This window comes from Clostridium sp., from assembly GCF_050717635.1.
Taxonomy (GTDB): domain Bacteria; phylum Bacillota; class Clostridia; order Clostridiales; family Clostridiaceae; genus Clostridium_AD.
The window spans coordinates 495233-509064 of record NZ_JBOITO010000013.1; the positions used below are offsets into that span (position 1 = coordinate 495233).

Consider the following 13832-nt stretch of genomic DNA (forward strand, 5'->3'; position numbering starts at 1 on the left):
TAATTATGACGTTTATGGACTTTTTTGTTAAAAATGGTGGTTTTGTTTTTGCTGCACTAGGGATGGCTTTAGCGGTATTTTTACCAGGTATAGGATCTGCAAAAGGTGTAGGTATAGTTGGAGAAGCGGCTGCGGGACTTACAACTGAAGAACCAGAGAAATTTGGTAAAGCGCTTATACTTCAATTGTTACCAGGTACACAAGGACTTTATGGTTTTGTTATAGGTATAATGTTATTACCTAGATTAGCTGTAGATATGGAGTTAGGTACTGGAATGTATTTATTTATGGCTTGTTTACCAATAGCATTTGTAGGATTATATTCAGCAATAGCTCAAGCTAAAACAGCTGCAGCTGGTATAGCAATACTAGCTAAAAATCCAGAACATACTACAAAAGCTATTATACTATCTGTAATGGTTGAGACATATGCAATATTAGCATTCGTAGTTTCAATAATTCTAATTTTTAAGAAATTTTAGTTAAAAAATTTTAATTTTAAAACTAAGTAGTTAGAGGAAGTGAATATATGTCAAAAATAGATAGCTTAACAGCTAAGATAATAGAAGATGCTAATACTAAAGCAGAAGCTATATTGAAAGAAGCTAAGGATACAGAGGTATCAATGGTAGAAAGTAAAATCAAAGAAGCTGAAACACTAAAACTTCGGATGTTAGAAAAAGCTAAGATCGAAGCTAGTACAGCAAAACAAAGGATTGTATCAAATTCTCAGCTAACAGTGAGAAATGAAAAGTTAGTTGCTATGCAAACAATGATTGATAAGGTGTTTGTAGGAGCGTTAGAAAAGCTTCTACAAATAAACGAAAGTGAATATCTTGAAATTTTAAAAAGATACCTTCTATCAATGGAAATAGCAGGAGATGAAGAAATAATACTTCCTGGGAAATATAAAGAAATAGTAAGTGATGACTTTTTACTTGAAATAAATACAGCACTAAAAACTTCAGGAAAGATAGGAAAGTTAACTTTTAGCTCTGAGTCTAGGGATATAAATAGTGGATTTATAGTGCTTAAAAATGGTATAGAGATTAATAATACTTTTGAAAGCTTAGTTAATTCTTTAAGAGATGAAATGGAAGCACAAATCGTTGAACAACTATTCAAATAAATTTAAGGGAAGATAGCAATTGATAATTGATATCTACTCCTGAGCAAAATAAGGAGGATAGCCATATATGGATAATATGAATTTCACACAAGCTGTGGCTAGGCTGAGAGTATTAGAAACAAGACTCCTTAATAAAGTAAAGATTGAGAGAATGATTGATAGTAACTCGGCTGAAGATGTTCTTAAAATCTTGCAGGAAACTGAGTATGCAGGTTTGATGGGAACTATAAAAATAGCAGAGGACTACAATGTATTACTTAAAGAGGAGTTGAAAAGAGTATATTCCCTTATGTATAAAGTTTCTCCTGACCGCGCCATAGTGGATATTATGAGTTTGAAATATGATTATCATAATATCAAGGTGCTGTTAAAGGGTAGAACTTTAGATAAGGACTTTTCACATATGTTAATTCCAGTAGGTACAATAGATATAGAAAAGTTAAAATTATATATTGAAACTATGGAATATAGGGATTTAAATCCTATTATGAAAGAAGGTATACTCAAAACAGAAAAAAGCTATGAGGAACTTAAAGACCCGCAAAAGATAGATACTATAATAGACAAATTTATGTATATAGATATGTTAGCTAGGGCAAAAGTTTTAAAAATTGATTTTATTATTAGTTATGTTAAAAGAAGTATAGATTTTACTAATATAAAAACAATTATCAGATTAAAAAAACAAGAAAAGAATATTAATTTCTTTAAAGAGGTAATGCTTGCTGGTGGAGATATAGATGACGACATTTTAATGAAAGCCTTCAATGAGCCTATTGAAAACATGGCAAATAAATTTGCACTATCAAAATATGGGGAAGTTATAACACAAGGGATAGAAGAGTATATCCAAACAGGTAAACTTTCAACTCTTGAAAAGCTTTCAGAAAATTTCATCATGAAATATTTAAAAGATGCCAAATATGTTAGCTTTGGTCCAGAACCTATATTTGCATATATTGCTGCAAAGGAAACTGAGATAAAGATAATAAGAATAATTATGGTTGGCAAATTAAACAATGTTAGTACTGACGTTATAAGAGAAAGGGTGCGTGAGGTTTATGCATAAAGTAGGAGTAGTTGGAGATAAAGATTCAATACTTGCTTTTAAAGCCCTTGGAATTGACGTATACCCTGTTATTGAAATTGAAGAGGCTAAAAAAGTTATAGATAAAATGGCATTTAATAATTATGCAGTAATATTTGTTACAGAGCAAATAGCTCAGCATTTAAATGAAACTATAAAAAGATATAATAGACAGATGCTTCCTGCCATTATATTAATACCAAGTAATCAGGGCTCACTTAATATAGGAATGCAAAGAATTAGAGATAATGTAGAAAAAGCGGTGGGCGTAAATATTTTATAGAAAGGTAGGGAGATAACTTGAAAATCGGTAAAATTGTAAAAGTTTCAGGTCCTTTAGTTGTTGCTAAAGGCATGGAAGAAGCTAATATATACGATGTAGTTAAGGTTGGAGAAAAAGGCCTTGTTGGTGAAATCATCGAAATGAGAGGCGATAGAGCCTCCATTCAAGTATATGAGGAAACATCAGGTCTTGGACCGGGAGATCCAGTAGAAACTACAGGAGAACCACTAAGTGTTGAACTTGGACCCGGGCTTATGGAATCAATGTTTGACGGTATTCAAAGACCTCTTGAAGCAATAAGAGCTATAGCTGGTAATTTCTTAACAAAAGGCGTGAATGTTCCACCTTTAGATAGGACACGAAAATGGCAATTTGTTCCTACTGCAAAAGTTGGAGATGAAGTTTCATATGGTTATCAAATAGGTACAGTTCAGGAAACTACTGTTATCACTCAAAAGATAATGATTCCTAAGGGGATTTCTGGAACTATAACTTCTATAAAAGATGGAGAATTCACTGTAGAGGAAATGATAGCAGAAGTTGAAACTAAAGATGGTATTAAAGAAATTACATTAATGCAAAAATGGCCAGTAAGGCGTGGAAGACCATATGCTGAAAAATTAAATCCAGTAGAGCCATTAGTTACAGGTCAACGAGTAATAGATACATTTTTTCCAGTAACTAAAGGTGGTACTGCATGTGTACCTGGTCCTTTTGGAAGTGGTAAAACAGTAGTTCAGCATCAATTAGCAAAATGGGCAGATGCTGAAATAATAGTTTATATAGGTTGTGGTGAGCGTGGAAATGAAATGACAGATGTTTTAAATGAGTTTCCAGAACTAAAAGATCCAAAAACAGGCGAATCACTTATGAAAAGAACAGTGCTAATTGCTAATACCTCTAATATGCCAGTTGCAGCTAGAGAAGCTTCTGTATATACTGGAATAACTATTGCAGAGTATTTTAGAGATATGGGATACTCTGTAGCATTAATGGCAGATTCTACGTCTAGATGGGCAGAGGCTCTTCGTGAAATGTCAGGTAGACTTGAAGAGATGCCAGGTGATGAGGGGTATCCAGCATACCTAGGTTCACGTGTAGCTGACTTTTATGAAAGATCTGGAAAGATAAAATGCGTTGGAGACGGCGATAGGGTAGGCGCTATTACAGTTATTGGTGCAGTTTCACCTCCAGGTGGAGATTTATCTGAACCAGTTACTCAAGCAACACTTAGAATAGTTAAGGTATTTTGGGGACTAGATGCTCAACTTGCTTATAAAAGACATTTTCCAGCAATAAATTGGCTAGAGTCTTATTCATTATACTTAGATCAGACAACTGGTTGGATGAATGAGAATGTTGCAGAAGATTGGACTGAGCTTAGAGTTAAAGCTATGATAATACTTCAAGAAGAATCAAAACTTGATGAAATAGTAAGACTTGTAGGAGTAGATGCACTATCTGAAAAAGATAGATTGAAATTAGAAGTTGCAAAGACAATTAGAGAAGATTACTTACAACAAAATGCTTTTCATGAGGTTGATACATATGCATCTTTAGATAAACAATATAAAATGTTAAAGCTGGTAATAACATTCCATCATGAAGCTGAAAGAGCTTTAAAAGCTGGCGTTTATTTGAAGAACATATTAGAAATGAAAGTAAGAGATAAAATAGCAAGGGCAAAGTATATTCCAGAAACTGAGATGTCAAAAATTGATGATATATACAAAGAATTATCTGAGCAAGTTGAAAAATTGATAACGGAAGGAGGGGTTGCTAGTGCTTAAAGAATACAGAACAATAACAGAAGTTGTAGGTCCTTTGATGGTTGTAGAAAAAGTTGAAGGCGTTTGTTACGATGAACTAGTGGAAATAGAACTACAGACTGGCGAAATACGTAGCGGAAAAGTTCTTGAAATAAATGAAGATAAGGCAATGGTCCAATTATTTGAAAGTTCTGCAGGAATTAACTTAAAAGGTAGTAAGGCTAAATTCCTAGGAAGACCGCTTGAACTTGGCGTTTCTGAAGATATGCTGGGAAGAGTCTTTGACGGACTTGGTAGACCTAAAGATGGTGGACCCAAAATTATACCTGATAAGAAATTAGACATAAATGGAGAAGCATTAAACCCTGTAGCAAGAGACTATCCTTCTGAATTTATTCAAACAGGTATTTCAGCTATTGATGGACTTAATACACTAGTTAGAGGACAAAAGTTACCAGTATTTTCTGGTTCAGGTCTTCCACATGCGCAACTTGCGGCACAAATAGCAAGACAAGCGAAGGTATTAAATTCAGAATCAAAATTTGTCGTTGTATTTGCAGCAATAGGCATAACTTTTCAAGAAGCACAATTCTTTGTAGATGATTTTACGAATACTGGAGCCATTGATAGGACTGTGTTATTTATGAATCTTGCAAATGACCCAGCTATTGAGAGAATTGCTACACCTAGAATGGCGTTAACTACAGCAGAATTTCTTGCTTATGAAAAAGGATATCATGTTCTTGTAATTATGACTGATATTACAAACTACTGTGAAGCGTTACGTGAAGTTTCAGCTGCAAGAAAAGAAGTTCCAGGTAGACGTGGATATCCAGGATATCTTTATACTGACCTTGCTATGCTATATGAAAGAGCAGGAAGGATTAAAGGTCTTGAAGGTTCAATAACTCAAATCCCTATTTTAACAATGCCTGAAGATGATATAACTCATCCTATTCCTGACTTAACAGGATATATAACAGAAGGTCAGATTATCTTAAGTAGAGAACTTTATAAAAAGGGAATTATGCCACCAATAGATGTTTTGCCTTCATTATCAAGACTTAAAGATAAAGGTATAGGTAAAGATAAAACAAGAGAAGACCATGCTGATACTATGAACCAATTATTTGCTGCATATGCTCAAGGTAAGCAAGCAAAAGAGCTAGCAGTTATACTAGGTGAGTCAGCCTTATCTGAAGCAGATAAAAAATATGCAATATTTGCAGATGAGTTTGAGAAACAGTATGTTGCACAAGGGTTTGAAACTAATAGAACAATTGATGAAACAATAAACTTAGGATGGGAGCTTCTATCTATTCTACCAAGAAATGAACTTAAGAGAATTAGAGATGAATTTGTAGAAAAATACTTACCACTAAAAGAGGGTGAGTAAAAATGGCTAGGTTAAATGTCAATCCTACTAGAATGGAGCTTACTAAACTTAAAAAAAGATTAGGTACAGCGACTAGAGGGCATAAATTATTAAAAGACAAACAAGATGAACTTATGAGAAGGTTTATCGATCTTATAAAACATAATAATGAACTCAGAAAGAGTGTTGAAGAAGAACTACAAAATGCTTATAAGGATTTTTTAATGTCAAGTGCACTAATGTCTTCAGAATTTCTAGAGGAGGCTATTGCCTACCCAAAAGAAAGTATTTCTGTAGAGGTAGAAACAAAAAATCTTATGAGTGTTAATGTTCCATTAATGAAATTTGTAAGAAAATTAGAGGATGATCCTGGCAGCATATATCCTTATGGATTTGCTAACACATCAGCAGACCTAGATGGAGCTATAGAAAAATTATATCTGATTTTACCAAAACTTTTAGAACTAGCAGAAGTAGAGAAAACTTGTCAACTTTTGGCAGATGAGATTGAAAAAACTAGAAGGACAGTTAATGCTCTTGAGTATATGATAATACCTCAACTTCAAGATACTATAAAGTATATAAAAATGAAGCTTGGTGAAAACGAGAGAGGTGCTTTAACTAGACTTATGAAGGTTAAAAGCATGATGGAAGAATCTCAAAGAATAGCAGAAGCAAATAAAATTAAGGGATAAATATTAAGGAGTTAAGGTGTTGTTATGACATCTTAATTTTTTTTGTGAAAATTTAAGTTGATGTATGCTTCTAATTGGAATAGAATATATAATGAAAGTAATTAAAATTTATTGCTATGAAAGGCAATTAATATAATTAAATATTACAGTAAGGAGAATTAATATGGCAGTTAGAAAAATTTTACAATATGGGGACAAACGTCTGAATACAGTTTGTCAGCCAATTAAAAAAGTAGATGGAAGGGTTTTAGACACAATCGATGATATGATGGACACTCTTTATGAGGGTACTGGAATAGGTCTAGCTGCTCCACAAATAGGTGTTTTGAAAAGAGTTATCCTAATTGATTTAGGAGAAGAAGACGGTGAGCCAATAATAATTATTAATCCTAAAATAACGGCAAAGTCAGGAAATGAAAAGGATTGTGAAGGTTGTTTAAGTTATTTAGGCTATGAAGGTGAAGTATTTAGACCTACGAACGTTACTGTTGTGGGAATGAATGTTAAAGGGAAATCTGTTACCTATGAAGCTGAAGGATTACTTGCAAGAGCATTCTGTCATGAAATTGACCATTTAGATGGGATATTATATATGTCTAGAGCTGAGGAAATGTATGAATTAATTGAGGAATAATTTTATAAAAGAGCATACCCTATGATTATTAAAAATCATAAGGTATGCTCTTATTTTTATTAACATATTGCTATATTATTACACAAATGTTATTATGATATGAAACATTAGTGTATATACACCAGTATATACACATATAAAGAGGTGTATAAATAAATGAAACAGTTAAAAGAAAAAATTCAGAAGTTAAAAGTAGAAAAAAATGCTTTGATTTTAGCTCATTATTATGAAAATGACGATATTCAAGAGATAGCTGATTTCGTAGGGGATTCTTATTATCTTAGTAAAATAGCTAAAGAGTGTAAGGAGCAAACTGTGGTACTTTGTGGAGTAAAATTTATGGCTGAGAGTGTAAAAATACTTTCACCAGAAAAAACAGTGCTACTGCCCAATATGGATGCTGGGTGTACTATGGCAGATATGATTAATGCAGAGGATGTTAGGAAACTTAAAGAGGAGCACCCCAGCGCAGTGGTTATTTGTTATATAAATTCAACAGCAGAAGTTAAAGCTGAAAGTGATATATGCTGTACGTCTTCAAATGCACTAAAAATAGTAAATAATCTAAATAAAGAGGAAATAATATTTATACCAGATAAAAATTTAGGTGAATATATAAATGAAAAATCTAATGACAAAAAAATGATTTTATGGAATGGATTTTGCTGCGTTCATGAATTTGTAAGTGTAGAAGAAATTGTTGCAGTTAAAAATGGTGATAGTAATATAAAGATTTTAGTCCATCCTGAGTGTAATAGACAAATTAGGAAATTAGCTGACTTTATAGGAAGTACTGGAGATATAATTAAATTTGCTACGCAGGATACGGGTAAAAAATATATGATAGTAACAGAAGAAGGTGTACTGTATGAGCTGAAAAATAAAAATCCTAATAAAGAGTTTATAACTCCAAAGACAGCTATGATATGTAAGAGTATGAAGAAGACCACCTTGAATGATGTTTATTTGAGTCTTTTAAGTAAACAATATGAGATAATCTTAGATGAAAATATAAGACAAGCAGCGCATAAATGTCTAAATGCAATGCATGAAATGGCCAGGTGATTTTATGGATATGTATGTAGATGTGTTAATAGTTGGAACTGGTGCAGCGGGATTATATGCAGCACTTAATTTAAAAGAAAATTTAAATGTACTTGTAATAACTAAAGATGTAATAAATAAGTGCAATACCTCCTTAGCTCAAGGTGGTATTTCAGTAGCTAGAGATGAAAAGGATTTTGATTTATTTATACAAGATACACTAAAGGCTGGAAAGTTTAAAAACTCCATGAATGCAGTAACAACTCTAGTATATGAATCAATGGATAATATAAATAAAGTAGTAGATTATGGGGCAACCTTTGACACGGAGAATGGTGACTTTAAATATACAAAAGAAGGTGCACATAGCACTAGTAGAATCGTTCATAGCAAGGATGAAACTGGTAAAGAACTTTTTTTAACTTTAATAGAAGCACTTAAAAATAAGAAAAACGTTGTTATATTAGAAAACACTACTTTAATTGATATTATCATTAAAAAAAATAAATGCGTTGGAGGCATCGTCATTAAAAGAGAAAAAATAATAAATATTTATTCTAAGGAAACTATTTTAGCAACAGGTGGCATAGGAGGTCTATTTAAAAATTCAACTAGCAGGAGAAATCTTACAGGAGATGGGATAGCTATTGCATTAAGACATAAGATTAAAACTACTGATTTAAATTATATACAATTTCATCCAACTGCACTATATGATGATAATTTGAATTGTGAAAAGTTTCTTATATCTGAGTCTTTAAGAGGTGAAGGTGCAGTGCTTTTAAATAGATATGGCATAAGATTTGTAGACGAACTACTACCAAGAGATGTAGTAGCTAAGGCTATTTATGAAGAAGAAAAAAACAGCGGAATGCCTTTTGTATTTTTAGATATTTCATTTAAAAATAAAGATTATCTTGTAAATAGATTTCCTGGTATTTATAAAAAATGTTTAGAGTGTGGTATAGATATTACAAAAGATAAGATTCCAGTAACGCCTGTACAACATTATCACATGGGGGGAATTGCTGTTGACCTATTTTCTAGAACATCAATGAAACATCTATTTGCTTGTGGTGAAGTGAGTTGCACAGGAGTACATGGAGCAAATAGACTGGCAAGTAATTCGCTACTAGAAGCCTTGGTTTTTTCCAGAAGAGCTTCAGAATTTATAAATAAATCCATCGATGAGGTTAACTGCTTAAACTATGGGTTTATAAAGGATACAAAAGGAATTAGAAGTTATGGTGAAATTAATAAAAATACAGTTATAGATGAATTTAAGAAAATGGGGGAGGGCATAAGAAATGAATTGGTTAATTATTGATAATTTTATTATAGAAGCAATAAAAGAAGATGTACCTCAAAATGATATTACAACAGAATTTATCATAAGTGATGATTGTATTTGTAGTGTTGACTTAATAGCTAAAGAAAATGGAGTAATAGCTGGGCTACTTGTATTTGAGAGAGTTTTTAAGATACTTGGCCAGGTTAATATAGAGTTTTATAAAAGTGATGGAGATATAGTAAAAGAGGGAGAGTGTATAGCAAAACTAAGAGGAAAGACAAAACATATATTGACAGGAGAAAGACTTGCGCTAAACTACCTTCAAAGAATGAGCGGTATTGCTACATTAACCAAAACATATGTAGATTCATTATCGGGTACGGGAGTGAAAATTTTGGATACAAGAAAAACCACACCTAATATGAGGATATTTGAAAAATATGCTGTAAAAATTGGTGGCGGTTGTAACCATAGATATAATCTGTCTGATAGTGTACTAATAAAAGAAAATCATATAAGTGCAGCAGGGGGAATAAAGGCTGCGGTTAGTATTATACGTGAGAATGTTTCCTTTGTTAAAAAAATAGAAGTAGAAGTTGAAACTCTGGAACAAACTTACGAGGCTTTAGAAGTAGGGGTGGATATTATAATGCTAGATAATATGGATGTGGAAACTATGAAAAAAGCAGTAGAGATAATTAATAAAAGGGCTCTAATCGAGGCATCAGGGAATATAACATTAGATAATATTTTGAAAGTAGCCAGTAGTGGAATTGACTATATATCTGTAGGGGCCTTAACCCACTCCTACAAAGTGCTAGATTTGAGTATGAAAAACTTAGTTAATAGATAGGTGCTTTCAGGTGCAGGCAAGAATTACCAGCCTTGTTTATTGTTATTGGTCTAAAGAAAATATAAATTTGATCGATAATAATAATAATAAGAAATAACACAGGGGGTAAATATATGTCAAAATTAAAAAGGAAACAAGATGTAAATGTTACAACAGGTAAAAGTCTCAAGACGATAATAATTATTTCAATTCTACCAGTAGTGTTATTATCCTTAGTAATAATGGGTGTTTTTTCGAACTATACTTCTAAAAAACTTATAACTATAGAAATTGAAAATAGGATGGAACATCAGTTGCAAGAAACTATTAACTTAATTAATAAAGATATGGAAAAGCATGCTCAAATAGCAGTTGATTTAGGAAAGTTTGTTGGAACTAGTAGATTAGTATTAACCAAGGCAACAATGACAAAAGCTCAAGAAGAAGTACTTTCTACTAATGAGGATACATTTGGAGTTGGAGTTTGGTTTGAACCATATATGTATAACAAAGGTATAAAATTCTTTGGACCTTATGCATATAAAGAAGGCGATGTTTCAAAGATTACTGAAGATTATGCTACAGAGGAGTATAATTATCCAGAACAAACTTGGTATACTATAGGCAAAAATGTTGATAAAAATGTTGCATGGCAGGAACCTTACTATGATGAAACTCTAAATACTACTATGCTAACAACTACTGCACCAATGTATGATGAAAATAAGAACTTTTTAGGTGTTGTAACAGCTGATATGAATTTAACGACTATACAAGAAAATATTAAAAATATTAAAGTAGGCAAAAAAGGAAAAGCAATGTTGCTGGGAAAAGATGGAACATATTTTGCAGGTGTTTCTGAAGAATTAATTATGAAGACTAAGGCTTCAGAAGATAAAAATGCAAGCATAGCAAAACTAGGACAAGATATTTTAAAAAATAAAGAAGGAATATCTTATTTTGAAGATGAGAATGGTAAAAATCTTGTATATTACAAACAAATACCAGAATTAGGCTGGAATGTAGTGCTATCAATTCCGCAAAAGGAACTTTATGCTCCAATTAATAAGCTATTGATTAGTATAATTATACTAAGTCTAATTGCTTGTGCATTGGTTACATTAGCGGTAAGTATATTCAGTGGATATATTACTAAGAATCTCAAAGAAGTAAATGATCTTTCATATGCAATCGCGGAGGGGGATTTGACTCAAGTAATAAAGATAAAAAGTGAAAATGAAATAGGGTTAATGGGGAACAATTTAAATAAAATGACTAATAACTTAAGAGAAATAGTCCAGAAAGTTACTGGAAGTTTAGAACAAGTAGTAGCAACATCGGAAGAGCTTACAGCAAGTTCTGAGCAAACGCAACAATCTGCAGAACAAGTATCCCACGCTATTCAAGAGGTAGCCATTGGTAGCGGAGAACAAGTTGCTATAACTAATAATACAACAAAAATTGCAGAAGATATATTTACAAGTATGGAACAAATTTCAGATAATATTCAATCAGTAACACATACATCTTTAGAAACATCAATGCGAGCTGAAAAAGGTAATGAGGTAGTATCTTCTGCTATAGAACAAATGAATAATATTAGCGATAAAGTAGCAGTATCTACGCAAGTTGTGTCAAAACTTGGAGAAAAATCGAAAGAAATTGGAAGCATAGTATCATTAATAACGTCTATTGCTGGTCAGACAAATTTATTAGCACTAAATGCAGCTATTGAAGCTGCAAGAGCTGGTGAGCAGGGCAGGGGATTTGCTGTAGTAGCTGATGAAGTTAGAAAGTTAGCAGAACAATCTGCATCAGCAGCTGGGAATATATCAAGCTTAATAAATGAGATTCAAAAGGAAATAGTAAATGCCGTTAAGGCTATGGATAATGGTACCATTGCAGTTGAATCTGGCATTAGCATGGTGGGTCAGGCAGGTAAATCTTTTAGTGAGATATTAGAGGATATAAATAGTATAGCTTCTCAAATGCAGGATGTGTCTGCGGTAACAGAAGAAATAAGTGCTGGAACACATAATATGATAGAGTCAATTGGGAATGTTGCTAAGATTTCTACTGAGTCTACAGCAAATGCTGAGAATGTAGTAGCAGCATCACAGGAGCAGACAGCTCTAATGAAAGAGGTGGCTAATGCTGCTGAAAATTTAACTGAAATGGCTATGGAACTTCAAGCTTTAATGAGTAATTTTAGGTTATAGTGTTCAGCGTGTATTAACTAATTTTAAAAAAGTATATATTATGCAAATACATTTTGCATAATATATACTTTTTTTGGCTTTAGATTTTCAGTTTTATTATGAAACACCACTCATTAGTGACATCTTGTCTAATGCGCCATAAATAATTGTATTACCTTACGCCTTTGATACCATATATAGATCCTAAAAATGGGATTTTTAGCTTTTGATATACATGTATATTCTTACTAAGAGTAATACCTTTATGAATATAGACCTTCACATCTTCATATTCCATTAAAATAAATTGTTCAGAGGGAGAAAAATTTTTCTGAGTCTCAATCCAGAGACTTCTTGTAGGTGTGCTTCCTCAGCCACCACAAGAACTTTCCATAGACTGAACAACTATAACTGAGTTTCTTTTTTTTATCGAATTAATTGCTTTATTATCGATGGTTAACATAAAAACACCTCCATACCCGTGGTGGGTATATTTATATATTCATTCTATGCTGAATCGGGTTAAATGTCAATCACATATATATAAACTCTTATATTTTAAGGCAATTATCAATATAATCTTTTAGTCTATCAGTCCAAGATGGAATTTCTATATTCAAAGTCCGCTTTATAAGCGAACTATCTGCACAGGTGTATTTAGATTGATTAATTAGGTTGGACAAAAGTTTATCTGAACTAACAATCAATGGAACATTAAGATTAGCAAATTCTATTATGCTATTTATTAGCGCTCTTTTTGATAAAGAGCCTTTATTGCTATAGTTATATATCCCGTATTTATCAGTATCTAAAAGTCTTTCAAGGACTTCTACTAAATCTCCAATATAAGTTACTGAAAGGGTAGGGTTAGAAAATAAATAAATTGTTGTATGTTTACCCTTTATAAGGTTTCTTACAAAGCAATCATTGCCACCATAGACGTTTGAGCTGCGAACAATAAAATATTTCTTGCAAATTGTTTGTACTAATTCTTCGCCTCCCAGCTTGCTCTTGCTATAGGCATTTAAGGGGTTGCAGTCATCAGTTTCCACATGTGGTAATGTCTTAGTATCACCGTATACGTCTGTACTAGATAGATATATTAAGGGTATATTAAGCGCATTACAACACTTTGCAATGTTTAAAGTTCCTAAAGTGTTTACACTATATGCTAAAGATTCATGGTACTCACAAAAATGTTTATTTGTTATTGCTGCAGTGTGAATTACAGCGTCTGGCTTCAATTCATTTATAACTTTTTCAGTAGCTATCTTATCCGTTATATCAAGTTGGGTCTTATTTAATCCATATATAACATGTGATTTTGATAAAACACTGCAAAGATAAGTTCCAATATTACCACTTGCACCAGTTATTAAAATATTCATAAATTCCTCCTTAAAATACATGTTATTAAAGTATATGAATTAATATCTTGATTATTAGCATTATGGGACAAAACAAGAGAATACTTTACTCTATTGGTGTTAAACTA

13 protein-coding genes are annotated in these 13832 nt (G+C 32.3%); 12 read left to right on the top strand and 1 reads right to left on the bottom strand.

What is annotated here, in order from left to right; all coding sequences use genetic code 11:
• Positions 1–5: 5 nt before the first annotated feature.
• From ACREWB_RS08270 to ACREWB_RS08325, 12 genes are all read left to right on the top strand, one after another.
• Positions 6–482 (top strand): V-type ATP synthase subunit K, encoded by a 477-nt coding sequence (locus ACREWB_RS08270; protein WP_431546980.1) that lies wholly within the window; start codon positions 6–8, stop codon positions 480–482.
• Between the two features lie 47 nt (positions 483–529).
• Positions 530–1129 carry a V-type ATP synthase subunit E gene (locus ACREWB_RS08275; RefSeq protein WP_431546981.1) on the top strand — a complete coding sequence of 200 codons (600 nt, stop codon included), beginning with the start codon at positions 530–532 and terminating at the stop codon, positions 1127–1129.
• A 67-nt stretch (positions 1130–1196) separates the two neighbouring features.
• Complete coding sequence (locus tag ACREWB_RS08280) at positions 1197–2198, top strand: V-type ATP synthase subunit C (protein WP_431546982.1); 1002 nt, start codon at positions 1197–1199, stop codon at positions 2196–2198.
• Entirely contained in the window at positions 2191–2499 is a 309-nt protein-coding gene (locus tag ACREWB_RS08285) for a V-type ATP synthase subunit F (protein ID WP_431546983.1), read from the top strand. Before ACREWB_RS08280 ends, ACREWB_RS08285 begins: the two co-directional genes overlap by 8 nt.
• Before the next feature lie 17 nt (positions 2500–2516).
• On the top strand, positions 2517–4289 hold the full coding sequence (locus ACREWB_RS08290) for a V-type ATP synthase subunit A (protein WP_431546984.1): 1773 nt from the start codon (positions 2517–2519) through the stop codon (positions 4287–4289).
• The gene (locus ACREWB_RS08295; protein WP_431546985.1) at positions 4282–5664 is read left to right on the top strand and encodes a V-type ATP synthase subunit B; all 1383 of its coding nucleotides are present in this window, start codon (positions 4282–4284) and stop codon (positions 5662–5664) included. The genes ACREWB_RS08290 and ACREWB_RS08295 overlap by 8 nt, the downstream gene beginning before the upstream one ends.
• Before the next feature lie 2 nt (positions 5665–5666).
• Positions 5667–6338 carry a V-type ATP synthase subunit D gene (locus tag ACREWB_RS08300; protein WP_431546986.1) on the top strand — a complete coding sequence of 224 codons (672 nt, stop codon included), beginning with the start codon at positions 5667–5669 and terminating at the stop codon, positions 6336–6338.
• Between the two features lie 163 nt (positions 6339–6501).
• Positions 6502–6972 (top strand): peptide deformylase, encoded by a 471-nt coding sequence (gene def / locus ACREWB_RS08305; protein WP_431546987.1) that lies wholly within the window; start codon positions 6502–6504, stop codon positions 6970–6972.
• A 156-nt stretch (positions 6973–7128) separates the two neighbouring features.
• The gene (gene nadA, locus ACREWB_RS08310) at positions 7129–8037 is read left to right on the top strand and encodes a quinolinate synthase NadA (RefSeq protein WP_431546988.1); all 909 of its coding nucleotides are present in this window, start codon (positions 7129–7131) and stop codon (positions 8035–8037) included.
• Positions 8038–8041: 4 nt separating this feature from the next.
• Positions 8042–9343, top strand: coding sequence for an L-aspartate oxidase (locus tag ACREWB_RS08315; protein ID WP_431547166.1), 1302 nt, complete (start codon positions 8042–8044; stop codon positions 9341–9343).
• Entirely contained in the window at positions 9324–10160 is an 837-nt protein-coding gene (gene nadC, locus ACREWB_RS08320; RefSeq protein ID WP_431546989.1) for a carboxylating nicotinate-nucleotide diphosphorylase, read from the top strand. The genes ACREWB_RS08315 and nadC overlap by 20 nt, the downstream gene beginning before the upstream one ends.
• A 113-nt stretch (positions 10161–10273) precedes the next feature.
• Positions 10274–12358 (top strand): methyl-accepting chemotaxis protein, encoded by a 2085-nt coding sequence (locus ACREWB_RS08325; protein WP_431546990.1) that lies wholly within the window; start codon positions 10274–10276, stop codon positions 12356–12358.
• Positions 12359–12888: 530 nt separating this feature from the next.
• On the opposite strand, the gene ACREWB_RS08330 is transcribed toward ACREWB_RS08325, so the two are convergent.
• On the bottom strand, positions 12889–13725 hold the full coding sequence (locus tag ACREWB_RS08330; protein WP_431546991.1) for an SDR family oxidoreductase: 837 nt from the start codon (positions 13723–13725) through the stop codon (positions 12889–12891).
• Positions 13726–13832 lie beyond the last annotated feature (107 nt).